Consider the following 26,517-nt stretch of genomic DNA (forward strand, 5'->3'; position numbering starts at 1 on the left):
AATCTCATCTAAACTTTAAAATAGTTATCAGGATATCCTTCTAATTGTTGCTCTTCCATAAGTTCAATGTTTCGTTTGTTATTTATGTATGTTTGAATTTCGCTACGAAGATTAGGATATAGCACGATATTTTGCAATTCATCTAACGGTATCCATTTAACACCTATTTGATTTTCATCTGGGTTATCTGAAAGACAAGGCGTTTCTCCCCCTTTCAACTCACATTCAAAAATCGTTGTTAACGAATGAACTGTTCCATACTTCTCTTTATTTTTAAAAGGTGCGTATTCATATAGAAAAGCCACTTTCCCCACATCAATTTGAATGGAAGCTTCCTCTAGTGCTTCTCTTCTAACTGCTTCAACTAAAGTTTCCCCTTGTTCAACTCCGCCACCTGGCAAGTTATAATGTAATCCATTTCCGTCATTAAGTTCGACTAATAACAATTTGTTATTTTTAATGATTAATGCACTTGTTCTTACTCTAATTGGATAGCTAACATTTTTAATTGCCGTTTTATGCATTTTTTCATTGCCAAATACATTTAAGAATTCATTCTTCATTTGCAAATGTTTATTTTCCTCTTCTAAATCTACAGGAGTGGAGGAAATAACTTTTCTCTTTCTTGGTCTGCTTCTTCCTAATTCTACAACACCATGTTTCTCATATGTCTTCACCCGTGTACGAATATAGGTATGATCTTTAATTTCTAAAGCATTTGCTACAGCTTTATACCCCAACCCATGTTTATAATACAGGGCAATTGTTTGTTCCTTTACCTCTTTAGGAATCTTTTGCATTTTTTGCCCTTTTTTCGCCATAAAAATATCCCTCCTGATTTAACAATAAGGTGGTTTTTACCTTACTGTCTACTCAAAAGGGATAATATCAAGTTTGAACAAGAGCCCTAAGTTTTTGGAATTAATTTCAATAATTTTTCACCACGCTGTTTATAAGCATTAAAGTGTTTTTTTAATATTTTTTCATTATTAGTTTCTAAGATTTTAATTGTATTTCTTACGAAGTTCCAATTTATGCAACCAGATAACCATATAAGTGAAGATAGACGGTCAATATCATTTTCACAAAGAAAATCATTTATTTTGTAACCATTTATAAAGGCATTAGCGACAACTGGAGACATTTCAGTTGAAGCTATTCCATTTGTTCGGGAATACCATTTGATTAGCCAGGCTAAACCCTCAGTCCTATCGCTGTAGCCAATTGATTCAAAGTCAACAATTCCTTTTATTTTTTTATTTTTATCCCAGATAATATTAAGTGGATTTAAATCTGATTGTATTATAAAGTCAAAATGCTTCGTCCTTGCATTTTCTATGTGATATTCGGTTGTTTCAAGATATTCATCCACCATTTTTAAATTGTCTAATGATATGTAAGATGCTTTAACTTTATTTCGAAGATTATCAACAAATTGGGAGTAACCAACAAGTTGAGATTGCTTCGGGAAGACAGAACTTTTATATAAACTCGAAATATCGTGAAACTTTCTTGCCATTTTACCAAATTCCTCTGCAATGTACTCATCACAATGAGTTATATGTTGGCCTTCAATCCATTCAAATAGTATAAAACGATAAATTTCATTTCCCCATTCAATAGTAGTAAACGGTAAATCTTCTGAAACAGGTAATAAATGCATGAACGGAACTTGATTATTTACAAGGAATCGACAAAACTTTGTTTGTTCAAATAAAGTACCATTTGAGATTTCACCAAATACATTGTTGAGGGAACGATTATTCTTAATGAATCTTGCAGAAAAAGGTTTTCCATTAGCAACTATTTTATAATGTAGGTCACTATTCCAACTGCCTTTGTGTAACTCTTTTTCAATGAATAATGATTCGTTTCCTAATGAGTAAGGTTCAAGTGCTTTTTTTATCAATTGGTACAATTTTATATCTCCTTAGAGTTACTTCTTTTAACTATAGAAAGATGGGATGTTTACTTGTTCAACTAACCTGCCCCTTTAACTTAAGTACATTTCTTCACAAGCTTAACATCAATTTTAACATAAATATCCAATAAAAAATCACCTAAAAGAATAACTAAAGAAGTGATTTTTTATCAAACTTTATTACAAATTATCAATCTTTATTATATACGATCAATCTTTTTTTCAAAGTTACAATTAACTGGTTGGACTTTTTCTAACAACTTTCCCCAAGTAACTCAAGCACATCTATCTATTCTAAAAAGAAACAAGCGAGCAACGAGGAGAAAAACGTTGAAATCATGAGATAAAATGCTATGACATTCGCTTTCATTCTCTTTTATTATCAATGATTATCGCTTTCATGAAGGAATATCAACTTTGTCAAAAAGATACCAGAGAAGTGATAATACGGATATAGTACGTACACGGAGGTAATGTAAAATGTTAAAGTTATTTAAATCTGTAGTTAAGTGGTTTGAAAATGAAAATAAAGCTGCTCGATTAGCTTATGAAAAGCTTTGGGCAAACTTATGAGATAGTTGAAGAAAGATGGCGCTGACTTACGTATTACAACTAAGGTCAGAAGGTAATAACATTCATATCCCTCGATTTTTCACAAATATAAATGTAAATAGCCGAATAAATGGAGAGGTGATTTGATGTGCGTAGGTTGTAAGGTATGATCCCTTGTTCATTCCCAATATGGAATGTAGCAAGGGATTTTTTATTTCCTACTGTTACTTTATAATAAAGTTTGATCATTTCGTTCCAGAATCGTGCTCGATAATTGAAAAATAATTTTGTAGTCAGAAACAATGATTACATTTTCTGCAACCTGCTTTTGATCTCTAGAATTCGTATTTTCAACCAAATCAAAGGATTCTTTTTGCCCTCGTTTAAGGTACCTGAATTCATTTGGAAATCTTTTTTTATCTGGTACAAAGCTTAACTAGCAAATACTTGCCGACGACCATTTCCTGCTCCTTGTACCTCATGTATACTCAAAACAAATTACTGCTTTTCTTAATTCTTTATTGAAAAATAAGTATATACAATCCGCACCATAAGCTTGAAAATAGTAGCCTGTAGCAAATCCTATATATGTAAATGGATGACCCTCTTCGTCTTTCGGCACATACAGTAGATTTGTATAGTCAAAAATCTTATCTTCGCTAACACAGTCTTCCAATAATTCTTGCCCCTCTTCTGTCATAAAACGTATATCATCCAAAATTCCATTTACCTCGGGATAATCTAATCCCCAGCCACTTGTCTGCTTTTCGGCAAACTCTTTCTCTAATGCTTCTACAGATGTAAATTCTTCTCCAAAGCTAGAATAGGGATAAATCTTCTGATTACGTTGGAAAAATTCTTTACGGATTTGGTAGTCTTTTTCATTACGCATATAGGCTTCCTCTACAATGTCGGAAGGGTTCTGCTCAATTTCAAAGTAATGCCAGTCTGCTTCAAATTTATACTTTCCGTCAATGACATCAAAGCCTAACGTATCTTCTTTCGTAAAATTCGTGTGAAAGGGCTGGGTAAAATCGCCGACGCACCCTTCATGAATTTCCTTTGCTGATACAATATGTAGCCATTCGTCCCATTCTGGATCAACACATTGTAAATTTATAGAACAAATAGGCAAAAAGTGTTTTTTATGCTGTTCCAAATTATCATAAAATACTTCTTCATATGAAGGAAACGGTTTAATGAATTGTTTAGGAATGTTCATCTTTTTCCACCCACGCTTATTCGAGTTTTTTGTTTAATTATACCATTTAATCTGAAACTCATGGAAATTTCTTGTTCAACTATGCTGCCCCGTTACTTTAAGTATGTAAAAGAAAAATTAATTAAAGATGAAAAATATGTCAATGCAACCTAACCCTAAAAAACCAAGTGTGAAAAATGCAGGGAAGAATTCATGGGTGATTTTACTACTATGGGAATCGCTTCTCTACAACACAAATTATGCGAAGAGTGTAGAAAAATGAAAATCAAGGAAAAAGAAGAGGCAACTATAAATAAAGGATATTTGGAAGATAGGGTGGAATCTAAATAAGCAGAAGTAGTTTATAGGCGATGAACAAGGAGTTTTATGGGGAGGAAATTATAGAATTTAATAATTCTTGGTTATTGTCTCCAGTGGCTTGGGACATTCTTTTTGAAAGGCTCTGTTAAATAATATTGTTGATAATTAAATATAAATCAAGGAACCCAAATTGGGTCCTTGTTTATGTAGATAGACTATTCAACATTTACTGAAATGATTGATACTTTATCACTTGGGAAATCTTCAGGGAAGGCTTCACAAACTAGCTCTTTCGTTATTATTTGATATGAAAATTCTACCATTGATAATGGGTAAATATGATACTCAGACGACCTCGTTTCATATACAACGATTTTCCACTCATCAGGCTTTCCTTCTGTCAACCAGTACAATTCGTCACCATTATCAGTAAGACCCCAGGGAAGAAGTCCACCAACTGAAGGATAAATATTATGAGTAAAATATTCAGGAAAACTATTCTTTGATACTTGATATGCATCTCTGATGACTTTCCCTTTTTGTATCAGATTTACATTTTCATTTTCAACAAATGGGGAAAGAACCCATAGAAAGTTATCTATTCCCCCCAGTTCCATAAGTATCAATAAATTTCATATAGTCTGAAGGCAGCTCTGTACCAAGAATATTAAATACATTTCTCCATTGTTCTTTATCTCCGAAGCTTTGTGGAATCTTTGGTGGAGGGAGAACCTTGATTAATTTATTCATCATTGTAACTACTCCTCAGAAATATTTATTGTTTTAGGAGAATTCGTAGTTCCGGTCCTCTTATAACTGACCTGAATCATTACTTCAAAGCAAAAAGGCAACTCTATAACTTAAATGTCAATAATCTTAATCTCTTATAAGTAGGATTTTATAATGAGTTTGGTAAAAAAACGTATTTCTCTGCTTCTATGTTCGACAAAACAATACCTGGAAAACTTAATGAAAAAATCAATAATTCACCTATTCAAGAAGATAGAACTGTATAGGAATTAACTATGCAACAAGTGTTTTATACAAAGGATAAAGAATTCATAGCAAACACACTTAAAAATTTCCTTAAAATTAATTCAACATTTACAAGCGATTTAGAGAATCACATTTCAAGATAGATTCAGTGACGTTGCTGACGAAATTCTTAAATTAAACGAATCAGAACAACCTTTTTTTATCTTCAAAAATTCAAGTGCTGATGACAATGTTGAGTATTGGTTCATAAAATATAAGATAAAGTCAATTTGACTTTCAGATAAAAAATCTATTTGCTCTATTTTCCCCCTTGCTTCTCTGAATTTTTTTAGTTCTTCTTTCATTTCATAGTATTCTATTTTGCTAATACATTACAAACATTTGTATCGAGTAATAGTTTCATGTTTAATTACCTTCCTTTTACTGGAACGTCTCAGATGAAGATAGACAGTAAATACACGGAATGAAAACGGTTCACTTTCTAACGGAAAAGGGTATGGAAAAAGAAGGCGCGAGTGCCTTCTTACTTATGTTTCGATTCAAAATAGTTCTAAATACAACAACCATTTATTTTACTAGAATATTTATCAACCTATGAATATTGCCAATATCCTACTATTGGATTCTTTATCGAATCCTCCGTCACAATTGCATACAAATACACAGCACCAAACCCAAATGGAAGGCTTGTGCCTGAATGGAATAACCCACTTGGATAACCGTCCTCATCAATTTGACACAAAAAACTATATCCATCTTTTTCTAATTGTGTGTAATAATATTCTTCTTCTTGGATATGAAAGGGATTCCCCCCAAATTTAATAAAAAAAGGTGTTTCAAATGCTTGTTCTTCACTTACAAAAATACCTTCTGAAATATAGTGTTTAACTATTCCAAATTCGGTATAAGTAGAATCCAAACTTTCTTTCGAAACCGGATGTTCAAACACGTACAATGAGCAGTTTGGATAAATATTTTTTGAAACACGATTTTCGTATTCTTTTGGTATAAAGATAGAAACCATGTTATTTTTATCTAGTGGACTCACAAAACAAAGATAGAAGTGATAATCAGATCCAATTTCACTAAAAAGTTCACTTTTATCGTCAAAATATGCTGGAGCATTTCCACCAATCCATCCATTACCAACATTCTGGTTTTTGTCTAACTGAAATATAATACTTTCTTTTCGCTCAATTAATATGTTATTTTTATTCTCCATATTATTTATCCAAATAACTTAATCTGGATTTTACACTCCTTTGCATTTAGTTATTTTCTACAGATTAATCCATGTCTTTCAGCATGTTCTATTGCTTGTTTTCTTAATTCCATAACTTTTTCAGTTGCAAATGCCTTTGCTTTCTTACTGTCCCAACCTCTCGTAATGAGTTCATTCATAATTCCACGTCTTGTTAACGCGGCATTTCTATTAATGTTCTGTAAAGCACTTTGTTTTCGTAAAGTTTCTTCCAAATGCACACCATATTTTTTCTGTAAATTTGTAGTACTTTGATGAAGAGGATTTTCTTTTAATGCAATTGCAGGGTTTTGTCTCGAAAGTGGTCCTGTACCTCTTCTAGTTACTCCAGCATTGTATTTTAACCATGCATTTTGTAATAATTCATGTACAGTAAATCCATCTTTCACGTGCAATTTACTTGCATATTCTGCAATTTCAAATTCATTTAACAAGCCAAATGGATCAATCCATGTATTCGGATCACCAACATACCCATACAAAGTCGGATTATTTCCTACCAAACCTATTGGATCGGATTGTGTATACAGTCCATCGGCAGGGCTATAATACAGATCAATTTAGCTCATTGACAGAATACGTCGATGCTATTAATTCAATATAGCTATCATATCCTTTAACAATATAATGTTTCAAATTCAACCTATTTCTGGGGTCGTACCTCTTTATATTTTCCTGTAAATGTTTAGAATCTATCACTTCATAAAACCCTGAATCTGGATGATAAAGTCTCTCTTCATCATTCTCCAAGCGATTTCCAATAGATAATTCCTCAGAAATACAAAAACCATTATAATCGGATTCATCGAAATTTAACGTTACGCATTTAACTTCGGCTACAATTGAAAAAATAATTTCTATGTTAACACATTTTTCTTTCTCTATGCTCTTTAATGGTATAGCACCAACCTCGATTCTCACGCCACCCGATTCTATATAAACCAACTCTAAATCAGTAGTAGATATTTTGAATATAAAATTTAATGGCTTTAAAGTTAACATTCTTAAAACCCCCCCGATTTTTAGCCTAGACAATTTGTTACATTCTTAACAAGACCAGAACCATCTTTATTCTTTGTGATCGATATTGTTGTAGATGGAGGTCTATTTTTTATATCAGCAACGAAATGGCTAGGAACTTTATCATACGGAACAAAAATTACGTTATCCGGAAATTTACCTCCTTCGACTAATGCAGCTAATCCCCTATTATTTAATGTTACTGCTTTACCTGTTGCAGGATCGATCGTATACGAAATCAAAAACTCATTAGGATTGATTTTATCGAGACATTTAAACTGCATATTATTCTTTAATATCCTAAATCATTAAATATTTTAGGTATTCACCAATCCATCAAAAGCTTATTATGTTTTCTAGGCATTTTACCCTTTCGTAAATACACGGACGGGCAATTCCACATTTTCAAGTCCATTTTCCAGCTTACTCTAAATCAAAAGTTTTGTAACTCTCAGCGTAAAATTGAATTATGCAAAATGCTCAATTATTATAAATATTTACGTAATAGATGTAGTGTATTAATAGGCTTCTGATATAAAATGTGGATAGTGATAACGTTCTATATATTCAGAAATCTCAAATACTATACCGTTCTTAAAAAGTAATCTGTCCGATGGATATTGTTCTACCTTGACTTTACTTATTTCACATCCCTTTATTCTCCCATTATATAGAGGGACTTTCAGGGCTCGCTGGGAGTCTTCAGCAACAACAAGCACGCTAGTTTGTTCGGTAATTTGAATTGTAAACACAGTTAGTTTTCCCAAACAAATCCCTTCCTTTTATTTGAAATCACCGTTATCTAGTAAGGTTTATTATTTATTTTACAATTGTTTGATAGATGAAGACCATTGCTTTTCACTGTGCGAATATTTATAAACAGACGCCAATCTTTTTACCTACATAATTTCATGATTTTCCTATATTTTTATTGAATAATACTTTCTTTTTTACGCCTTTTATTTTCTTGAATAGCCTTTGTAATTAGAAGAAAAAGAAATCCCTTTCAATTTTCAACCCACCATACCGCTAATGCTTGTTGATTTACAGCTTGTTTAACCATGCGAAGATACGATTAGGTCCCTACTTGATTTTCTGTTAATTCGACTTGAGACTCGATAAACAACTCACGAATATTAGATGCCTATTGGATTGCTGCAGGTGAACCCTGTAATTCGACTAAAAAAGGGTATGTCTGCGCATTATTCATCCCCCAATTACTTGTTAAAGTTACTTAACCACTAAAATCATGATGTATTTAAAAAAATAAAATGTTGGCTAACAGCCAACCTTAAAACAAAGTATAGTTTGCTATTAGCCAATCTGCCAAGAGGATTGATGAAATATGGATATGAAAATTATTGGTGAGCGTATAAGAAAAGCTCGGGTAGAAAGGAATGAGACGTTAAATAAAGCAGCTGAACAGATAGGAATTCAAAAAGGATCTTTAAGTGGAATTGAGAATGGAAAGAAAAACATTAGCCTCGAAACTTTAATAAAGACTGCGGATCATTTTAATGTGTCGTTAGATTACTTAACTGGCAGAAGTGAGATTCCAGAGATTTTGGAGACAGAGGAAAAGAAATAGCCCCAGTATACGGGGGAATACCAGCGTCCCTGACACCACCCGCAAACGTAAGGAATAAAATTACATTTATCGTGTCGGGTTGTTTACGTCAATGGTCAAAGACGGAGTTAGGCTGCCGATCCATGGCGGCAGCCTAGTCTTAGTTGGAGATTGAACTGTTCAGGAAAAATAAAGTCGTAGATTGGATTTGTTGATTTTAGTAGAAAAAATGCCCTGCGAATTGAGCAGGAAATTTGTACGGGTACATTAAGAAGCTACAACGCTTAAAGAGCCTTGCCTCAAAGAGAAAAGAATAGAAAAAACAGCAGCAGTTTAGGACCTTCTTTTTGGTCTTATTCTGCTGCTGTTAATTTTTTAAAAGTCTTACATTCGTTTTTTAATTCTGGGGCAACTTATCATATGTTACAGTTAGGCCGATTATTTTTTCTTAAAATCAATAGACAGAGCTATGAAAGCTAGAACAAGAGCAACAAGCTGCAGCTCTTTAGAAATGAATTTTAGAAGCCAAAACGATGTGAACACGGTGGCCCGTATCATGAAAGAGCTTGGCTTGAAATCCCGTACCGTCAAGAAGTACAAGGCCACGACCAACTCCAGGCACAACCTACCGGTTTACAATAACGTACTCGCTCAGAAGTTTAGCGCCCAGGCACCCAATCAGGTGTGGATGGCAGACATTACATACATTCCTAGCAAAGAGGGCTGGCTATATCTAGCGAGCATCATGGACCTGTATACACGAAAGATTGTCGGTTGGCACGTGGATAAACGGCTGACGAAAGAACTTGTGTATCTCGAAACCTTTTCAACACGAGCTGAGGCAAAGAAGCATATTTTCGAGTACATTGCATGTTTTTACAATGGAAAGCGAATCCACTCTTCCATCGGATATGTCACGCCCAACCAATGCGAACGTACGTACCGAAAAACAGCGTGATTCTCTCGATTCATTGTGTCCAATCTATTGACAGAGGTTCACTAATTTAGAAACATTAAACAATAGACAAAGTAAATCAACATGATCTTTCGCTAATTCTCCAGAACGGTATCGGACATTGTTTAGTTGAAAATTGAACCTTGCGGTTCAAGGACTTTGAGTTATGAAATTAATTCAAGTAAAGAGAACTCGCAATTTTTTTCAGACATTCATAAAAAAGCGCGTCATCCTTTCTATGGGTCATAGAGAAAGAATAACGCATTTGGGGTATTTGTGCTTCTAGCTTGGTGGCGTGGCGAAACGAGACCTCTTAGAGATTATTTCAGGTATTAAAATAGAAAAAATGAATGAAAAATGGATTTGCCACACATTACAGATTAAACAAATTGAAGAATATTCCCCAATCGCTTATCACATAAATATCATCAAAGCCAAAACAATCGGATATTGTATCCAAACTGTTAATAACTCATGCTTTGCCTTGGTTTTTCTGTTTTAATTCCTGTACTTAGAATAAGGCTCCGTATATTTGATTAAAATCACTTCTACAATATTCTTTTACCCGTAGCGTCTCTGAAATTCTGTTAAAAAATCCGTTAAAACCTTGCACTGATTATATGTGACACTGTTATAAATAGAAGCCCGTAAATGCCCCACATCTCTGTGCCCCTCTAGGCCAATAAAGCCGTTAAGCCTCAATTCATGCAATAAGCACCTTTCCAATTCTTCATTCAGCAGGCTAAATGTCACATTCATAATGGAGCGACTGTCCCTGTGAGCCAACCCTTTATAAAATCCGCCGCTTCTGTCAATGGTTTCATAAACTAAATCGGCTTTAAGCCTGTTACGTTCCGCCATCCCTCTTGTTCCCCCATTGTTCGCGATCCATTTCAACACTAAATTTACAACATAAACGGAGAATACAGGCGGCGTGTTATAAAGGGAATTACTTTTTGCATGAATTCGGTAATTCATCATATCAGGTATATTCCCCTGGATTCTGTCCAATAAAACACGATGAACGATTACGACCGTAACACCTGCCGGCCCCAAATTTTTCTGTGCGCCCGCATAAATAAGTCCAAATTTCGAAACGTCGAAAGGTCGGGAAAGAATATCGCTGGACATATCGCAAATTAACGGTATATTGCCTGTATTAGGTAAATTCTGATATTGGACGCCTGCAGCGGTTTCGTTAGAGGTAACATGTACATAGGCCGATCCAGGATGGATATTCATTTCGTCTAAATCAGGAAGCCGTTTAAACTGCTCGTTTTCTGAACTCGCCACAATCGCAACCTCACCTATTTTTTCCGCTTCCTTTATCGCTTTCCCTGACCAAGTACCACTATATACGTAACTAGCCATATACTCTCTAGTTAGAAAATTCATTGGCACCATAGCGAATTGCGTACTGGCACCCCCTTGAAAAAACAAAACCTCATAATCAGAAGGAATGTCCAGAAGATCTCTAATCAACTGCTGAGTTTCGTAATGGATCAACTCGTACTCTTCACTTCTGTGTGATATTTCCAATATCGACAAACCGATGCCATTTATATCAATGAGATCATTTTGCACTTGTCGTATAACTTCCAAAGGTAATGCTGCAGGTCCTGCATTAAAATTATACGTGTATCTCATACCATTCACTCCTACGAATTATGATTATTATTTACGGCCTATTGCATAAATACTGACGTGACCAGCGGCTTAACGGAATTTATAAGGACTACCATTGTCTAAGTTACTCACCTTCTTTCTCTATCATTATCCTTAAAACAATTTAACGTCGTTTATTTCGATCGTAACCGTTTGGCAATCGTGAAGATATCACTGTGGCGGAACATATCATGGTAATTAGAAAGCTTGTTTTTAACTTAGAACTGAAGTTTAAAATTTCTTGTATTCCAAACCGTTTAATCTTTCATAACTAGCCATAAACATGTCTAGAAATACAAATCAACAATTCATATTGATTTTTATCTTTCTTGTACGATTTCAAACAAAAAAATACGTATTTTTTCCAATCTGTAAACTAGGCATAGTACAGCTCTTTCTTATCTCTATAGTTTGCTTACGATGTACAATATCACTCTCCGAATAAGACCGAACCTAATCGCAACCAAGTAGCTCCTTCTTCAATCGCAACCTCAAAATCATTGGACATGCCCATAGAAAGATGAGGTACATGATAGCCAAAGATTTTTTGATCATTCAGTTCGTCCCGTAATTGCTTCAGTCTTCTAAATACAGATCTGGTTGCTCCCACTTTCGATTCGAATGGAGCCATGGTCATCAATCCGACCACTTGTATGTGTTTCATTTGTGAAACTTCATTTGCGAATGAGAACAAAGCATTCGGAGATACCCCTTGTTTGCTTTCTTCACCAGAAACATTGACTTGAATAAAGCATTTTACGGTTATATTTAGACTAGCCGCCTTTTTCTCGATTTCTTTTGCCAGTGACATGCGGTCCAAGGAATGGATATAGTCAAATCTTTTGACAACTTCCTTCACTTTGTTTGTTTGCAAATGCCCGATAAAGTGCCAAGTTCCCTTTAAGTGAAGGGCTTCCCATTTTGAACAAGCATCCTTTGCACGACTCTCACCAACATGTGACATTCCAAGTTGCAAGGCTTGTTCGGTTACTTGCATCGTTGTATATTTAGTTACGGCAATAATCTGCACTTCATCTTTTTTTCTACCACAGCTTCGGCAAGTTTCCTGGATCCTATGTTCAACCGCAGTTAATCGTTCTTATAAATCCAATGTACAATCACCTCATTTAATGTTAGTTGATGCGTCCTAGGAATTCGCTTCGTTCAGTCCCAACACTTTAATAGTACTATTTTCCCGTTTCCTGATAGCTCTGCTACTTCAAGTATGTTTTTTATTTGATAAAAGTAAATTTATGCAATTATTCGTAACGGAGATCACGATCTCATCTCCACTCTTACAAATCGTTCGTGCACAGTTATTTTCTACAAGGTTAATAGCCGATATCGTGCCACGAGTAAAGATAATTTTCTACTTTGATTTCATGTGGAGAAAGTGGGCTAATTTGACCCATACGGCTTCATAAACATTTGTTGCACGCATTCCAGGATTTTCTTTGTTTAATCTCATGCTTTCCTCTTTCTTTATCCATTTATCCTAATCTCACATAAAGGGAATAGGGAAGTAATTTCCTTTACCTTATACCAAAATAAGTTGAATTGATCATAAGCGCAGTCTCAGCATCTGGATACTGCTTCGATGACTTTCTTTATCAAGCAAACGAAAATGCCATCATCCCATTCTCCAGTAACAAAGATAGGCTTGGAGTCAGCCAAGATGCTCACAGATTGCACGACACGATAGTTTTATTGTCTAGTCCACATACCTACATATCATCATGATTTCGTCGCTTGTCCTCTGTAAGGCAAACAACGCTTTGTGACCTAGTATACCGAGTGCAGCTAGGTTCCGGCTCGCATATTCAATCAAAGCGGTAAATAACGGTGTGCGACGATGATCCATTATAAAATTCAATTATCTTCAGATAATGGTTCGTTGCAACGAATTCAGTATAAATCGACAAAAATGATTATTAAATACAATAGTTCTTATTACAACGATAGTTATTTCCTATGAAATTGATTTGGAAAAAGGGGTAGTACTACATCGTCATCAAGTTAAAATTTTGTAGCTCCCTAGAATGGTATCATATATATTTTTCGAAGCTACCTTGCATGGGTGTGGATGTAGTTAGTGGTTATAAAGGATCGAATAAAGAAACTTAAAAGTATGCCCTACTACCCTTAAATGGGTGGTGGGGTAATCTATTAATGTTTAAAATTGTATGATTGCATAAGCACATCTCTTTTTTATTTCCTCTAAAAAGGCTTCTTTGTTTTCGGGAGAAATCTTCACACCTCCCAATAAATTTGTTCCATAAGATATTTCAAGTGCATCTCTAGAAGAAAAAAAGGTATATCCATACCATTACTCCTTAGTAGAAGTCACCTTCGTAATATAATCTACTCGACACTAGCAGCCTGAGCTATCTTTGTCAGTACTATAGAAATAATATCCACCGCCCGGTCGATTTCTTCTTTGGTTACGTATAAGTTAGGCATAAACCGGATCACATGTGAACCTCCTGGTAATACCAACAACCCATATCGGTGCAGCTCCTTTATAATTGGAGCGACTGGTTTGACGCATTCAATGCCAATTAAAAGTCCGACTCCCCGTATAGATTGAACAACGGAGTAATGATGCAGTTGATCCAACAACTTTTGTATAGCGTATGCTCCCATCTCTTCTGCGCGTTCAAAAAGACGTTCCTTCAGTAGAATTTCCATAGTTGCCAGTCCAGCTATAGCGGCTAGAGGGGCGCCTCCGAACGTTGATGCATGACTACCTACGGAAAAAGCATCCCTCAGTACCTTTTTTCCCATCATGGCGCCGATGGGAAATCCACTGGCCAGCCCCTTTGCAAGCGTAATGATATCCGGTTCAATACCGTAATGTTCATAAGCAAACAGTTTCCCTGTCCGCCCTAATCCCGTTTGTACCTCATCCACGATAAGAATTAATCCGTGTTTTTTACATAGAGCAAAGAGCTGGGTTACAAATTCGCGGTCCGCAGGATAAACTCCACCTTCCCCTTGTACTAGCTCAAGCATGACAGCTGCAGTTTGCTCGGTGATTGTATCTTTAACAGATTCAATGTCGTTATAGCGTGCATATAGAAATCCCTCCGGGAGAGGAAAAAAACCATCTTTGACTTTATCCTGTCCCGTTGCAGTCAATGTTGCAAGCGTGCGGCCATGAAAAGACTTTTCGAACGTGATAATCTCGAATCTGCCGTTTTTGAGTACCCGCTGGTGATAACGTCTCGCGCATTTTATCGCCGCTTCATTTGCTTCCGCTCCGCTGTTGCAAAAGAACACGAGATCCGCACAGCTATGAACAGTAAGCATTTGCGCCAATTCCTCCTGATTCGGGATACGAAATAGATTGGATATATGCCACACTTGTTCGAGTTGTTCCTGAACTCGTTGTTTCACCTTTCTTGGCACATGTCCCAAATTACATACTGCAAGTCCGGACATAAAATCCAAATACTCTTTACCTTGCTCGTCCCATAATCGGCTCCCATCCCCTCTTATTAACGTAATAGGGTGTTTTGCATATGTCGGAAACAAGGCACTATTTTCTGCAATATCCATCAAAGTCACTCCTTGAAATACTCTTTTCTTTTAGGGGTACCGCTCATTTTTTAACAAAAATATACGCTAAGACCATTTTAGTGTAGAAGAATCCTGTTTTTTTCTAGGGTGTTGTTAATTTATCGCTCGCCACAAGGATAGCTGCACACCGTACCATAGATAAAGCGGACTCCTTTGGCCTATGCAGTTCTATAAGCATTCATTGTATGCGATCCAGGCTTTTCTATGTTTAATTTCATCCCCCCCATTTTTCAATCGTTCGTCCTAGCATCATACAAAGGGAACCGGGAAGTAATTTCCTTCACCTTGCCCTTCATTTGTTCCTGAACGGCTGACTGCTGCGGATTTTTTAATGTGAGTGCAATGATTCTGGCAATCTCCTTCATTTCTTCCACCCCCATGCCTCTTGTTGTCACCGCAGGGGTGCCAAGACGAATCCCGCTCGTAACGAGCGGACTATTCGTATCAAAAGGGATTGCATTTTTATTGACAGTAACCCCTATATCATCAAGTAACTGCTGGGCTTCTTTTCCGGTTAACCCGATATTACGCAAATCGATGAGAATGATATGATTATCGGTTCCTCCTGTAACAACACACAACCCTTCTGCCATCAATGCTTCCGCTAAAATTTTGGCATTTCGAATCACGTTTTCTATATATGTTTTGAATTCGGGTTGAGCAGCTTCTTTGAAAGCAACGGCTTTTGCAGCAATGATGTGCATGAACGGACCGCCCTGGGTAGCTGGAAAAACCGCTTTGTCAATAGCCTGTGCCCATGTCTTCTTACATAAAATAACTCCGCCTCTTGGTCCGCGTAACGTTTTGTGGGTTGTTGTCGTCACAAAGTGGGCATACGGCACAGGGTTCGGATGCAATCCTGCAACCACGATGCCTGCGATATGAGCCATATCCACAAGGAATAAAGCGCCTACTTCATGGGCAATTTGAGCAAAGGGTTCAAAATCAATCGTACGTGGATAAGCGCTTGCTCCTACTACAATCATACGGGGTTTGTGTTTATGCGCTAGATTTCGCACTTCGTCAAGGTCAATACGGAAGGATTGAGTGTTCACTCCATATGAAATAAAATTGTACAATTGCCCAGAAGCATTAACAGAACTTCCATGTGTTAAATGGCCACCATGCGACAAATTCATACCCAAGATCGTATCTCCAGGTTCTACAGCGGCAGAGTAAACGGCCATGTTCGCCTGCGCCCCTGAATGTGGCTGCACATTGGCATATTCGGCACCAAATAGCTCTCTAACTCTTTCCCTCGCCAATTCTTCTACAATATCTACATAGGCACAACCGCCGTAATATCTCTTTCCAGGGTAGCCTTCCGCATATTTATTGGTCAGAACCGTTCCCATTGTCATCATTACCGCTTCGCTCACAAAATTTTCAGAAGCAATAAGTTCAAGTTTGTCACGTTGCCGTTCGAGCTCTTGTTTGACAGCCTCGGCTATATCCGGATCTTGTTCAGGTAAATATTTCATTTTATTTTCCTCCCCCTAAAAATTGCTTTTGCTTCAATAACGGCCTCCACGTCTTGAAGAGATAAATCATCAGGTTCTTTCATGGATAGACCAACTTCCAAATGTCCAAGATTGTCGTGAATATGTTGCTCTTTAAGTAATATGATTGATGGTCCCATATATCGGGTTCAGTATAAATCGAAAAGAGCGATTTTTACAATTTCATAATCTATATCATAATAATAGGAATATCCTATGATAATAATTTCAAAAAAAGCAATATATGTATAAGAATAATCGGAATTATCTAGTTTTACCCCATCGCCATCAAGCTAAGAGAACAAGTTGCCCCCAAAAACGATAAATAAGTTTCTTTGTTACAAGAAAATCTGAAAATTTCGTTCTGGGAGCAATAAAATTTTAACTTGACAAGCAGAGGCTGTCCCATAAGTAGATTTTTCTACTGAAGGGTCAGCCTCTTTTTGTTTCACTTTGTACTTTTTACAAATAAAACAGTCAGGTAAGGAGGTTATTCCTGCCTGACCGCTCTTCGTTTTTTGTCTAGTGAGGCTTTCTTCATGAAATTATGAGAAAGCGAAAGTTACCCGACCTCCAAGCTTACTTTTGGTAAACCGTGAAGCAGAAAGCTCCAGAAGCCCCGATTATTTTTGAGTTGCCCAAACATGCTCTCAGGCTCGCTCATGCGACGAATCGCCAATTAATAGCCTTCTGCGCTTTCTTTTATTCAAACGGTAGAAAATAATGATATTTAGTAGCATTACCCCAGCAACCATATACTCCCCTGCATATGGAAGCTGAAAAATAGTTCCCTGAAACCAATTGTTCGCCAGATGGCAGCCTATCCCCATCCACAGGTTGCCTGTAATCATACGGATATATCCCAGAAGAAGGCCGACGATAAAAGCTACCACGAATGCTCCTAGCGTGTATTCAGGGTTTAACAAATGCACAGCGGAAAATATCAGTGACGACCAAAAGATCCCGATCCATTTATTCTCAAATACCGAGATCAGGTAACCGCGAAACAACACTTCTTCTCCCAAGACTACGACAAGCCAGTAGAACAATCCTTGCCAAATAACGGGGGAAGCGAGGGTATGCAGAAAATCTTTTGGTAAGTTCCAATATCCCAGTAGATAAGTAAAGAAGGCGATGATACAGGAATTGAGAAAAAAAACGATAAATCCAGAAAAGAACCTCTTCATATTCCCAAGTATCGGCACCAGACCGATATAGCTCAGCCTTTTCTTTTCTAGGACACAGGTGCAAATCACAGAGGCGAGAAACATGGCCGGGTGCAATACGTATTTGGATAATCCTGGGATAGGTGTGCGATTGGCAAGAAAAGCCAATATGAAAAGACCGGTGAAGAAGATTAGCGTTACTCTGAGTATTTTCCAGAAGGGGTGGAGTTCATTGGATTGGTTTCGGATCATTTTTCTCACTTGCGGCATGTTGATTCTCCATTCCATTATTATATATAAAGAAAGATTACTTACATATATTGAAGAAAACGTCTGACTTCGGTTGGAAAACATTTTTTTACGAGAGGTAAATTTGACTGTTCCCTTTATGAGACCATGTACTAGAGGGAGTATCTGGATTTGAACCAGAAATAAAGGTTTTGCAGACCCTCGCCTTACCATTTGACTATACTCCCTAAACGTTATAAGAAAATCTATAATTTGATATTATTTCTTTCTATATTTATTGTTCAATATAATGTTTTAAATGATAATCATTGCTTTTTCCTATGATAAACTTAAAAGTCTAATTTTATATTTTTATTGGAAAGCAAAAATGAGCAGGTTTCCCGATTCTCAACTTTTCCTTTCCACTAGCTTGATGGCGATGTGACGAGACCCCTAATACAATAAGAAAAACCGAAACCTCTTCTTTATTAAAATAAGATATTTCGGTTCATCTTTTTTATAAACGGTACAACTTTATTATAAACAGTTAAACTTTATTTCTACATTAGAATGGCCCCAAAAATGAAACAACAGCAGACTAGGATTTGAAAATAAAGTCTTAGACTACCACGTTTTTTGTAGAATATATTATATAGTGGATTTCCTCCTTACTCTGTAGGATATGGATTCGACACCTGTATCTTCTACAAATTAGGATGAAGTCCTTTTTTGGGCTAAAAGAGTCTTGCGGCTCTAGGGGCGAAAATTATGCAAAGCGCTCATGTAACACCTACAGGGTTAATTACCTGTGTTTAAGATCTTCGTGTACTGTGCTTTGAAAGGGAAGCATGGATTCAAACAGTATTAGCTAATCCTAGTAAACTTAATGTACAAGAATATTTAAACCTACAGCTTTATGAAGACACATAATACTATCTATTACTTGATACAACCGTATAACAAAAACTGGAAACAAAAAAGCGGCTAGTATATTCTTAGAATGTTAATGCCATAAATACTTCTCGTATCCTAAACTATATATTGTTTTTATCATAAAGGTAACATAAAAATGGAAGCAGCTCCTTTCTCTAAACCATACAGATGCCTTACCTTTCCCTCATCTCTTTACCAATAAGAGATGAGAGAAGGGTATACAAATAAGTGCGGCTCCAATCGGTGTTTCACATAAGTATAGCTTCTAAAACCACTAATCACAGAATGCTTGAGCAATAACCAACTCGGTTTACGCCCATAGTTGCCGACATCGTTTCTTCCATTCGCCAAATGTAAATTTGTAATTTTTTTCAGTTTGATTGTTGTGTTAATGGCTTCTATATTACACAATATCCACCTTTTTTAAAGGTGATGATGAATGCTCCCAGCATTCGATATTTTCAATATTTTTGATATCTTTAAGACTGTCTTTGTAAAAAACAGGGTCCTTACCAACTTTTTTCTGCTTGATATAATCGTTTAATGCAGCAAAAGCCACTTTTGATAATAAAAGAATGGCGATCAAGTTCACAACAACCATGAAACCCATAAATAAATCAGCCATGTCCCATACAAGTTGAACTTTTGCAACTGAACCAAATAGAATCATAGCGAACACACTGATTCGGTATAGCATCAACCATGCTTTACTTCCATGTAAAAATCTAATATTTGTTTCCCCATAATAATAGTTGCCAATTAACGAACCAAATCCAAACAGGAAGACAAAGATAGCAAGACAGCCTGATGCCCAAGAACCAATGTGTTCACTTAATGATGCTTGTGTAAGTACAACACCATTTAGCCCTGGTTGTTTGTAAGCATCCGAAAACAAAATAATAAAGGCTGTGCTTGTACAGATGATGAATGTATCCGTTAATACGCCAAATGCTTGAATAAGTCCTTGTTTTACCGGATGACTTGTTGTTGCCGTTGCAGCAACGTTTGGTGCACTCCCCATCCCTGCTTCATTCGAGAACAAACCACGTTTAACTCCATGCATGATCGCAGCTCCAAGCGTTCCACCTACTGCTTGATCAATACCAAAAGCATTTTTCACAATAAGAGAAAGAACTTCTGGCAGTTTTGTAATGTTTGTAAGCACGATAAATAATGCAACACCAATGTATAACACAGCTAGAAACATAACCTTGTATTCAGCCATTTTTGCAATACGTTTCACACCGCCAAAGATAATCGCAGCAAAAGCAATTGTCATGATAATCCCTAAAGTTAAACGATCTGTACCAAATGAGTTCTCAAAAGCAAGTGTAATTGTATTTGAATGTACAGCATTGAATACAAGACCGAAAGAAAGCGTAATTAAAATAGCGAATAAAACGCCCATCCAACGCTTGTTCAAGCCTTTTTCCATATAATAGGATGGACCGCCACGGAAACCATTTTGATCTTTTACTTTGTATACTTGCGCTAACGTACTTTCAACAAAGCTGGATGCTGCACCAATAATAGCAATAATCCACATCCAAAATACGGCTCCAGGACCGCCTAATGCAATTGCAATCGCAATTCCTGTAATATTCCCTGTTCCAACGCGAGCAGCCATACCAATACAAAACGCTTGAAATGGAGAAATAGTATCTTTAGAACCAGTTTTTCCTTCCATTAGAACACGAACCATTTCTTTTAACATTCGAATTTGTACAAATTTTGATTTGAATGTGAAGTACAGTCCCAAACACACAAGCATGATAACTAATAATTTAGACCAAAGGAAATCATTTGTTACTCCAATCATATCTTGCAGTAATTGTTGCATATCATCACCTCGTATAAAGTGTAAGGATTTAACCTTTATCTTTAAAACATTGTGCTTAGCTCTTCTGTTAAAAACAATGTTAATTTGAAAACGCTTTAAAAAATCCGTTCTTTATTGGAATAGTAGAAAAGGAACCTCATGAGTCAAGCTCGTGGTTTTACATTGATGACCACGGGCAATTATAAAACAATGTAAATGTTTTCAATACGTTTTAGAAAATGCTTAAGTCCCAACTATTGGCTATGTGTTTCAATAGCATAACCCCGGCTACACTATTCCCATACTCATCAATGGACGGTCCATAAATACCTATCCCACACCCATCTTTAAATGGAATTTCTTCAGTTCTCACACGCGGCGGAACCGATGTCATAACTCCTCCAGATACTCCACTCTTTGCTGGCAGGCCAATAAAAGCAGCAAATTTACCCGAAGCATTATACATTCCACAAGTCAACATTAAACTTTTGGTTAACCTTGCTACTCTTTTAGGGAAAATTTGTTCCTTGCGGATCGGATGATATCCATCATGAGCAAGAATTAAACCAATTAAGGCAATGTCTTCTGTATTTACTTCTATCGAACATTGTTTCAAGTAAACTTCTAAAGCCTGATCGACCTCTAGTTCTAAAAAGCCAGTCTCTTTTAAATAATAAGCTAAAGCTCTATTTCGATGAGCGGTTTGCCATTCTGATCGAAATACCTCCTCATTGATAGTCGGACGTTTCCCTACCATTTTCTCGATTAATATACATAGGGATTCTAATTTTTTTTGTGGTGATTCTCCTGGAAGCAGGGAAGACACTGTGATGGCTCCAGCATTGATCATGGGATTAAACGGCTTTCCTGGCTTATGCATTTCTAAACGAATAATCGAGTTAAAGGGATCACCCGTTGGCTCTAAATCAACCCGCTCCAACACATAAGGAATACCACGGTGCAAGCAGGCAGCTATAAAACTTAACACTTTGGAAATGCTTTGCATAGTAAAAGTGGCTTCCCAATCACCGGACTTTATTACGGTTCCATCAGGTCCTATTACACAGATACCTAACTGTGTGGGGTCCGCCTTTTCCAAAGCGGGAATATAGGTTGCGCACTGCCCTTCAGCAGTAAAAGAACGATAATGTCTTACCCATGCATCCATGTAATCCATCTCTTGGTAGTCTGTTTGATCTTTATCCTCTTTTCTTATCCCTTCCATACTTTGCAACCCCTTGCCTCTCTAATTACAAACATAACGAAAAGACTCTTATAACATATATAGCTCGCTTTTTGTTAATACTAATAAGTTGCTCCCCTCTTTTCATTTTTGTTTGGAAAGAACATTTGCTAATGAGACTATATGAGAACGTTCCCAAACTTGCTATTCATAAACACGTAATTGATTCTAAGTTCAGACTACAAAATAGAACAAAATACTACAAAAAATCGAATTTTTTTTTTGTGAAGCAATAACACAACCCGTATGTAAAGATAAGGTAATCATTGTGTTGGGATTGTCATAACTGTATACTAATTTTCAAATAAAATAGGAAGTGACATTTTTGAATATCAGCCCTTTATTAAAAAAAGACATCTTTATTTTTATTTTAATGATGTTTACCGTACCATTAGCAGGCGAATTGAATTTTTATCCCATTAACGAAACATTCCGTATCAGCTTTGGTGCACCAATGTTTTTCTTTTTTTTGTTGTTGTTCCAAAAAACACCTGTATTTATACCTGGTTTTTTAATAGGAATAATAATTGTAGGATTTCGTATTCTCATTGATTGGATTATGCAAGAGGACTTTACGTGGATATTCTCTCTTCAAGAACACTACTCTAGTTTTTTCTATTATTTCACTTATTCTGTTCTTTTTTATCTGATAAAAGTCAATCGGTTTTACAACCAACCTCTAATTATTACATGTATTGGTATCACTATGGAAATATTGTCTGACTTCATGGAATTAATCATGCAGTATTTAATATTGAGAACAACGGTTACAGTGGGAGCATTTAACGAGATTATTATTATAGCTATTTCCCACAATTTTATTGTTCTTAGTTTTTTAAATATGCTTAAACTATATGAAGCACGACTAAAAGAAAGACAAATTAGAAAACAGAATGAACATATGTTGATGCTTATTTCCAATTTATATGAGGAATCTGTACATTTAAAAAAAACATTGCAAAATGCTGAAAACATTACAAAAAAATCGTATGACCTATACAAAAATTTAAATTATTTAAAAAAACAAAACACCTCTTTTCCAGTAGAGGAATTCCGAAGACAAGCCCTGGAAATAGCAGGAGAAGTCCATGAGATAAAAAAAGATAATCAACGTATTTTTGCTGGACTGGCAAAGCTTATTTCAGATGAAAGTTTAGCAGATTATATGGATATACATGAACTAATTAACATCATATTGCGAACAAACGAGAAATACGCCCTTTTACTAGAAAAAGACATCCAATTTGTGTGTACAATTGAAGGAATTCACCCATATTACCATGTTTTCACTGTTTTATCGATTATAAATAATGTTGTCGCAAACGCAGTAGAAGCAATTAATAAAGACGGTATAATTACCATCTCTATTGAAAGGGAGAATGATTGGATTAAAATTCAAATAAGCGATAATGGCCCTGGTGTTGCACCAAGATATAGAAATTTAATTTTCAAACCCGGATTTACTTCTAAATATGATCATTCTGGCAACCCATCAACAGGTATCGGATTATCTTATGTAAAAGGGATGGTCGAACAATTTAAAGGTAATATTACAATCCATGATGGAGCGGAAGGAAAAGGATCGATTTTTACGATCCAATTACTGATTGATTATCTAATTAAGAAAGGGTGATTCTATGCTTTTTTATATAGCAGACGATGATGAAGCAATTCGTTCGATGTTAGCCCAAATTATTGAAGAAGAAGATTTAGGAGAAGTGGCAGGAGAGGCTGATGATGGTTCATTATTAGATGGCCAAGTACTAACCTTAAAAAACATAGATATTTTATTAATAGATTTGCTAATGCCGACTCAAGACGGAATGGAAACAATTCGCCAAATAAAACCAGCATTCAAGGGAAAAATTATTATGATTTCTCAAGTGGAATCAAAAGAATTGATTGGTGAATCCTATTCACTTGGTATTGAATACTATATAGTAAAGCCTATCAACAGAATTGAAGTACTGGCGATTATTCGCAAAGTCATTGAACAAATTAAATTAGAAAAGTCGATACAGGATATTTACAAATCGCTCAATACTATACTTAAGTTGGATAATTTTGAAAATGCACAACAAAAATCTATCAATGGAAAACATATAAGAATTTCTGGTCATGCTCTTTTGTCCGAATTAGGAATAGCTGGTGAAAACGGAAGTAAAGATTTACTGGATATGTTAGATTATCTATATGAATATGAACAAGAGCAAACATTGAAAAATGGGATTCCTCCCCTTAAAGAGATTTTTTTGAACCTAGCTCAAAGAAGACTTGGAAAATCAGCAACAGATTTGGAATTAAAAAAAGAAATTAAAGCTTCTGAACAACGAGTTCGTCGAGCTATTTCTCAGTCATTGAACCATTTGGCATCCCTTGGTCTTACAGATTTTTCGAATTGGAAGTTTGAAAATTATGCTTCTAAGTTTTTTGATTTTACAAACGTACGGAAAAAGATGACGGAATTGCAGCATAGTTCAACATCGTCAACCTCTCTTGCTGGTATTAATACGAAAAAGTTCATTCAAGTTCTCTATTTTGAAGCACAACGATTACATTAGGGTATTATCTTATATAAAGTTACCTTTATAAACGTTAAAGGGAGTTTGTTAAACAACTCCCTCTTGTTTTTAAATATTTTTCAGTTAAAGAAATTAATCGACCTCTATTTTTGTGAGATCCTTATTCGTGTTCACTTTCTGGAGATTTTCTTCTAATTTGTAGGCAGGAAAGGACGGATAGCCAAATTCAATAATATCACAACAACGATAACACATTCCCTTTACTAAACTCATCTTAATAACTTCCTTATTACATCTTGAACATCTATGAATAGTCGACATTTTATATCCAACCTCTCCATTTTATAACTTCTATCATTCGTTTAAACCTCACCACATGAACAACTAATCGCCCTATCGATGTTTAATAGACATTTAAAAAGATTAAGACAAAATTTTTTCTAGCTTTCTATACTCTTCAATTCCTGGCTCCTCTCTTTCTACCATTTTGTTTTAGGGGAATTATTGCAAGAGAAACAGTATGAGATCGCTTCCAACTTTGTTATTTATATACGTAGAATTAATCTTATAAATTAGTCTACAGAATCAAACAAAAAACTACAAAAAAACCCATTTTATTCATTATTTTGTAATAAAATCTACGACCTCTCCAAATTAATAATTAAACATAGTATCTTTAAGAAGTTTCATGTATAAAACATCCATGAAACCGTACTAACTGCAGGAATTTTATACAATTTTTACAATTAAATTTATCTATAAAATAAAGCAACCAACCTAGGTTAGTTGCTTGTTTACATATTTGAAATTATCCGATGTCTGCTCAATTTCCTTTATTCGCTGATTAATCACATCTATTTGTTTATACAGCTCCATCCTCACTTGCCAACTTTCCTTGACCATAATTTGATCCTTAATTTCTTCTTTTATGGTGATTAAACACTCTATTTTCTTTATAGCATCGATTTTTTTTATAAAGCTATCCATCTGCTCCACCTATTCTTTTGTTGATAATATCACCAATAAATATATTTATTCCTATAGTAAAACTTGTATTTAAAACAAAAAATATTATTTACACATCTGAAGAAGATTACAAACAGGAATGACAAAAATATTCTCAAACTTATTATTCGTAAAGATAGGTTTGATTTTAAATATGGACTACAGAATCAAACGGAAAACTACAAAAAACCAAGAAAATTCCCCTAAAGCTTGTAACTAACTTGAGAGTAACACCATACATCCATTTTCAAATGTACGAGTTCCTCCAAATAGAGCGGGCAATCCAAAATATGGGGTCGGTGGCAAACTTCCGTACAGAATAAGAAGGTTCACTTGTTGGAGTCTGAGGCTCCGTAATCTTTGATAGTTACTTCTATATTGTATGTAATTGGAACCTTACTAAATGTTTGGTCCCAATTCTTTTTAACCTTTTCCCACACTTTAGGATTCTCCATTTTCAATCGGTTTCCGAAACCAACAACATCGGCTTCGTATTCCTCTTGCATTTTTTCTACTACATTCTTCACTAGTCGTTTGATTTCTTTTTCGGTGTTTTTTTCCACTCTTTTTAGAAATTTATTTTCAAAAGCGTTCCCTGAAGTTATCCAATTTTCGGATAGGCGTCCCTCTGATTCGATTTTCACATTAAAAGAGATATTCTTTCCATTAATATGAGGAGTAATCCTGCTTTTCATTGATTCTACCTCGTATATGAGTAGCTGACCGGTCTGTTTATCAAAGCTTTTCACCACACCGCCTTTCCCCTTTCCAATTATCCACGTTAAGCCTTCTACTTCTATTTCATTAAAAAAACCACCCAGCTTTTTTGTCTTTCCTTTGATTACAGCCGCTCCCGCAAACTTCACCTCTCCATTTGCTGCAACTACGTTTTGCAAAAGAAAACTAGATCCTGATTGCATCTTTCCCTCTAATTTAGCAAGCGACATTGGAGATAGAATTCTTGTTGTTCTATATTGATTATCTACAATCCCAAACAAACGAAAGGATGGAATTTCTCCTGTTTCCTTTAATTCTAGCGTCTTGCTTGCTCGCCCCTTACTAAT

At 35.7% G+C, this 26,517-nt stretch carries 25 protein-coding genes, 1 tRNA gene and 4 pseudogenes; 5 read left to right on the forward strand and 25 right to left on the reverse strand.

The window, feature by feature from the left end; genetic code table 11:
* Nucleotides 1-8 precede the first annotated feature (8 nt).
* The 3 genes from AF333_RS37225 to AF333_RS21080 all read right to left on the reverse strand — a co-directional run bounded on the left by AF333_RS37225 (nucleotide 9) and on the right by AF333_RS21080 (nucleotide 3,695).
* Nucleotides 9-821 (reverse strand): NUDIX domain-containing protein, encoded by an 813-nt coding sequence (locus tag AF333_RS37225; protein ID WP_307723433.1) that lies wholly within the window; start codon nucleotides 819-821, stop codon nucleotides 9-11.
* An 86-nt stretch (nucleotides 822-907) separates the two neighbouring features.
* Entirely contained in the window at nucleotides 908-1,918 is a 1,011-nt protein-coding gene (locus AF333_RS21075) for an aminoglycoside phosphotransferase family protein (protein WP_043068345.1), read from the reverse strand.
* A 1,033-nt stretch (nucleotides 1,919-2,951) separates the two neighbouring features.
* The gene (locus AF333_RS21080; RefSeq protein WP_043068344.1) at nucleotides 2,952-3,695 is read right to left on the reverse strand and encodes a hypothetical protein; all 744 of its coding nucleotides are present in this window, start codon (nucleotides 3,693-3,695) and stop codon (nucleotides 2,952-2,954) included.
* Between the two features lie 192 nt (nucleotides 3,696-3,887).
* On the opposite strand from AF333_RS21080, the gene AF333_RS33860 reads away from it, so the two are divergent.
* On the forward strand, nucleotides 3,888-4,025 hold the full coding sequence (locus AF333_RS33860) for a hypothetical protein (protein WP_158502524.1): 138 nt from the start codon (nucleotides 3,888-3,890) through the stop codon (nucleotides 4,023-4,025).
* 185 nt (nucleotides 4,026-4,210) lie between these two features.
* Here AF333_RS33860 and AF333_RS21085 read toward each other — a convergent pair whose 3' ends face one another.
* The 7 genes from AF333_RS21085 to AF333_RS21110 form a co-directional block, all read right to left on the reverse strand.
* The gene (locus AF333_RS21085; protein WP_235356715.1) at nucleotides 4,211-4,612 is read right to left on the reverse strand and encodes an SMI1/KNR4 family protein; all 402 of its coding nucleotides are present in this window, start codon (nucleotides 4,610-4,612) and stop codon (nucleotides 4,211-4,213) included.
* Entirely contained in the window at nucleotides 4,590-4,748 is a 159-nt protein-coding gene (locus AF333_RS36000; protein ID WP_235356714.1) for a hypothetical protein, read from the reverse strand. The genes AF333_RS21085 and AF333_RS36000 overlap by 23 nt, the downstream gene beginning before the upstream one ends.
* A gap of 835 nt (nucleotides 4,749-5,583) precedes the next feature.
* Nucleotides 5,584-6,213 (reverse strand): hypothetical protein, encoded by a 630-nt coding sequence (locus tag AF333_RS21090; protein WP_043068343.1) that lies wholly within the window; start codon nucleotides 6,211-6,213, stop codon nucleotides 5,584-5,586.
* 50 nt (nucleotides 6,214-6,263) lie between these two features.
* Nucleotides 6,264-6,755, reverse strand: a complete 492-nt coding sequence (locus tag AF333_RS34345) for an RHS repeat-associated core domain-containing protein (protein WP_235496793.1) — start codon at nucleotides 6,753-6,755, stop codon at nucleotides 6,264-6,266.
* A gap of 52 nt (nucleotides 6,756-6,807) precedes the next feature.
* On the reverse strand, nucleotides 6,808-7,254 hold the full coding sequence (locus AF333_RS21100) for a hypothetical protein (protein ID WP_043068341.1): 447 nt from the start codon (nucleotides 7,252-7,254) through the stop codon (nucleotides 6,808-6,810).
* A 20-nt stretch (nucleotides 7,255-7,274) separates the two neighbouring features.
* Complete coding sequence (locus tag AF333_RS21105; RefSeq protein WP_052812360.1) at nucleotides 7,275-7,556, reverse strand: hypothetical protein; 282 nt, start codon at nucleotides 7,554-7,556, stop codon at nucleotides 7,275-7,277.
* Between the two features lie 234 nt (nucleotides 7,557-7,790).
* Nucleotides 7,791-8,039, reverse strand: a complete 249-nt coding sequence (locus AF333_RS21110) for a hypothetical protein (protein ID WP_043068340.1) — start codon at nucleotides 8,037-8,039, stop codon at nucleotides 7,791-7,793.
* Between the two features lie 578 nt (nucleotides 8,040-8,617).
* Here AF333_RS21110 and AF333_RS21115 point away from each other — a divergent pair.
* Both AF333_RS21115 and AF333_RS37835 read left to right on the forward strand, forming a co-directional pair.
* Entirely contained in the window at nucleotides 8,618-8,860 is a 243-nt protein-coding gene (locus tag AF333_RS21115; protein ID WP_052812359.1) for a helix-turn-helix domain-containing protein, read from the forward strand.
* A 517-nt stretch (nucleotides 8,861-9,377) separates the two neighbouring features.
* Nucleotides 9,378-9,797: pseudogene (locus AF333_RS37835) on the forward strand (DDE-type integrase/transposase/recombinase); the annotation flags it as partial.
* A gap of 558 nt (nucleotides 9,798-10,355) precedes the next feature.
* Here AF333_RS37835 and serC read toward each other — a convergent pair.
* The 12 genes and pseudogenes from serC to AF333_RS21155 all read right to left on the reverse strand — a co-directional run bounded on the left by serC (nucleotide 10,356) and on the right by AF333_RS21155 (nucleotide 21,908).
* The gene (gene serC, locus AF333_RS21125; protein ID WP_043068339.1) at nucleotides 10,356-11,441 is read right to left on the reverse strand and encodes a 3-phosphoserine/phosphohydroxythreonine transaminase; all 1,086 of its coding nucleotides are present in this window, start codon (nucleotides 11,439-11,441) and stop codon (nucleotides 10,356-10,358) included.
* Nucleotides 11,442-11,889: 448 nt separating this feature from the next.
* Nucleotides 11,890-12,558, reverse strand: a pseudogene (locus tag AF333_RS21130) (YggS family pyridoxal phosphate-dependent enzyme); the annotation flags it as partial.
* Between the two features lie 120 nt (nucleotides 12,559-12,678).
* Complete coding sequence (locus AF333_RS33045; protein WP_139189137.1) at nucleotides 12,679-12,825, reverse strand: aminotransferase class V-fold PLP-dependent enzyme; 147 nt, start codon at nucleotides 12,823-12,825, stop codon at nucleotides 12,679-12,681.
* Nucleotides 12,826-13,170: 345 nt separating this feature from the next.
* Complete coding sequence (locus AF333_RS36005) at nucleotides 13,171-13,320, reverse strand: hypothetical protein (protein WP_235496796.1); 150 nt, start codon at nucleotides 13,318-13,320, stop codon at nucleotides 13,171-13,173.
* A gap of 312 nt (nucleotides 13,321-13,632) precedes the next feature.
* Nucleotides 13,633-13,755, reverse strand: a pseudogene (locus tag AF333_RS37640) (PH domain-containing protein); the annotation flags it as partial.
* A gap of 65 nt (nucleotides 13,756-13,820) precedes the next feature.
* Nucleotides 13,821-15,017, reverse strand: a complete 1,197-nt coding sequence (locus AF333_RS21135; protein WP_043068338.1) for an acetylornithine transaminase — start codon at nucleotides 15,015-15,017, stop codon at nucleotides 13,821-13,823.
* A 251-nt stretch (nucleotides 15,018-15,268) separates the two neighbouring features.
* The gene (locus AF333_RS21140) at nucleotides 15,269-16,519 is read right to left on the reverse strand and encodes a serine hydroxymethyltransferase (RefSeq protein WP_043068337.1); all 1,251 of its coding nucleotides are present in this window, start codon (nucleotides 16,517-16,519) and stop codon (nucleotides 15,269-15,271) included.
* Nucleotides 16,520-17,027: 508 nt separating this feature from the next.
* A pseudogene (locus AF333_RS37840) lies at nucleotides 17,028-17,216 on the reverse strand (transposase); the annotation flags it as partial.
* Nucleotides 17,188-18,057 (reverse strand): CPBP family intramembrane glutamic endopeptidase, encoded by an 870-nt coding sequence (locus tag AF333_RS32180; protein WP_080787949.1) that lies wholly within the window; start codon nucleotides 18,055-18,057, stop codon nucleotides 17,188-17,190. The gene AF333_RS32180 and the pseudogene AF333_RS37840, both read right to left, overlap by 29 nt.
* A 51-nt stretch (nucleotides 18,058-18,108) precedes the next feature.
* Nucleotides 18,109-18,179, reverse strand: a tRNA-Cys gene (locus AF333_RS21145).
* Nucleotides 18,180-19,267: 1,088 nt separating this feature from the next.
* Nucleotides 19,268-20,704 (reverse strand): alanine/glycine:cation symporter family protein, encoded by a 1,437-nt coding sequence (locus AF333_RS21150; protein WP_043068335.1) that lies wholly within the window; start codon nucleotides 20,702-20,704, stop codon nucleotides 19,268-19,270.
* 211 nt (nucleotides 20,705-20,915) lie between these two features.
* A complete protein-coding gene (locus tag AF333_RS21155) occupies nucleotides 20,916-21,908 on the reverse strand; it encodes a glutaminase (protein ID WP_139189314.1) in 993 nt (330 codons plus the stop codon).
* A 334-nt stretch (nucleotides 21,909-22,242) separates the two neighbouring features.
* Between AF333_RS21155 and AF333_RS21160 the strand changes: the two genes are divergently transcribed.
* Together AF333_RS21160 and AF333_RS21165 are read left to right on the forward strand one after the other, a co-directional pair.
* Nucleotides 22,243-23,559, forward strand: a complete 1,317-nt coding sequence (locus tag AF333_RS21160; RefSeq protein ID WP_139189312.1) for a sensor histidine kinase — start codon at nucleotides 22,243-22,245, stop codon at nucleotides 23,557-23,559.
* A 4-nt stretch (nucleotides 23,560-23,563) separates the two neighbouring features.
* Nucleotides 23,564-24,487: a response regulator gene (locus tag AF333_RS21165; RefSeq protein ID WP_043068334.1), complete on the forward strand. Its 924-nt coding sequence runs from the start codon at nucleotides 23,564-23,566 to the stop codon at nucleotides 24,485-24,487.
* A 93-nt stretch (nucleotides 24,488-24,580) separates the two neighbouring features.
* Here AF333_RS21165 and AF333_RS33870 read toward each other — a convergent pair whose 3' ends face one another.
* The 3 genes from AF333_RS33870 to AF333_RS21175 all read right to left on the reverse strand — a co-directional run.
* Nucleotides 24,581-24,721, reverse strand: coding sequence for a hypothetical protein (locus tag AF333_RS33870; RefSeq protein WP_158502522.1), 141 nt, complete (start codon nucleotides 24,719-24,721; stop codon nucleotides 24,581-24,583).
* Between the two features lie 504 nt (nucleotides 24,722-25,225).
* The gene (locus AF333_RS21170) at nucleotides 25,226-25,435 is read right to left on the reverse strand and encodes a hypothetical protein (RefSeq protein ID WP_043068333.1); all 210 of its coding nucleotides are present in this window, start codon (nucleotides 25,433-25,435) and stop codon (nucleotides 25,226-25,228) included.
* A gap of 347 nt (nucleotides 25,436-25,782) precedes the next feature.
* Nucleotides 25,783-26,517, reverse strand: a 735-nt coding sequence (locus tag AF333_RS21175; RefSeq protein WP_152968244.1) for a Ger(x)C family spore germination protein, incomplete at its 5' end; no start/stop codon positions are given.

The organism is Aneurinibacillus migulanus, from assembly GCF_001274715.1.
Lineage (GTDB): Bacteria > Bacillota > Bacilli > Aneurinibacillales > Aneurinibacillaceae > Aneurinibacillus > Aneurinibacillus migulanus.

Bases quoted from the DNA above. Each gene is read 5' to 3' on its own strand.
- AF333_RS37225 (WP_307723433.1), bottom strand. From the start codon at position 821: ATGGCGAAAAAAGGGCAAAAAATGCAAAAGATTCCTAAAGAGGTAAAG.
- AF333_RS21080 (WP_043068344.1), bottom strand. From the start codon at position 3,695: ATGAACATTCCTAAACAATTCATTAAACCGTTTCCTTCATATGAAGAA.
- AF333_RS33860 (WP_158502524.1), top strand. From the start codon at position 3,888: ATGGGTGATTTTACTACTATGGGAATCGCTTCTCTACAACACAAATTA.
- AF333_RS21085 (WP_235356715.1), bottom strand. From the start codon at position 4,612: ATGGAACTGGGGGGAATAGATAACTTTCTATGGGTTCTTTCCCCATTT.
- AF333_RS36000 (WP_235356714.1), bottom strand. From the start codon at position 4,748: ATGATGAATAAATTAATCAAGGTTCTCCCTCCACCAAAGATTCCACAA.
- AF333_RS21090 (WP_043068343.1), bottom strand. From the start codon at position 6,213: ATGGAGAATAAAAATAACATATTAATTGAGCGAAAAGAAAGTATTATA.
- AF333_RS21100 (WP_043068341.1), bottom strand. From the start codon at position 7,254: ATGTTAACTTTAAAGCCATTAAATTTTATATTCAAAATATCTACTACT.
- AF333_RS21105 (WP_052812360.1), bottom strand. From the start codon at position 7,556: ATGCAGTTTAAATGTCTCGATAAAATCAATCCTAATGAGTTTTTGATT.
- AF333_RS21115 (WP_052812359.1), top strand. From the start codon at position 8,618: ATGGATATGAAAATTATTGGTGAGCGTATAAGAAAAGCTCGGGTAGAA.
- serC (WP_043068339.1), bottom strand. From the start codon at position 11,441: ATGAGATACACGTATAATTTTAATGCAGGACCTGCAGCATTACCTTTG.
- AF333_RS36005 (WP_235496796.1), bottom strand. From the start codon at position 13,320: ATGGATCATCGTCGCACACCGTTATTTACCGCTTTGATTGAATATGCG.
- AF333_RS21135 (WP_043068338.1), bottom strand. From the start codon at position 15,017: ATGGATATTGCAGAAAATAGTGCCTTGTTTCCGACATATGCAAAACAC.
- AF333_RS21140 (WP_043068337.1), bottom strand. From the start codon at position 16,519: ATGAAATATTTACCTGAACAAGATCCGGATATAGCCGAGGCTGTCAAA.
- AF333_RS32180 (WP_080787949.1), bottom strand. From the start codon at position 18,057: ATGTTTTCCAACCGAAGTCAGACGTTTTCTTCAATATATGTAAGTAAT.
- AF333_RS21150 (WP_043068335.1), bottom strand. From the start codon at position 20,704: ATGCAACAATTACTGCAAGATATGATTGGAGTAACAAATGATTTCCTT.
- AF333_RS21155 (WP_139189314.1), bottom strand. From the start codon at position 21,908: ATGGAAGGGATAAGAAAAGAGGATAAAGATCAAACAGACTACCAAGAG.
- AF333_RS21165 (WP_043068334.1), top strand. From the start codon at position 23,564: ATGCTTTTTTATATAGCAGACGATGATGAAGCAATTCGTTCGATGTTA.
- AF333_RS33870 (WP_158502522.1), bottom strand. From the start codon at position 24,721: ATGAGTTTAGTAAAGGGAATGTGTTATCGTTGTTGTGATATTATTGAA.
- AF333_RS21170 (WP_043068333.1), bottom strand. From the start codon at position 25,435: ATGGATAGCTTTATAAAAAAAATCGATGCTATAAAGAAAATAGAGTGT.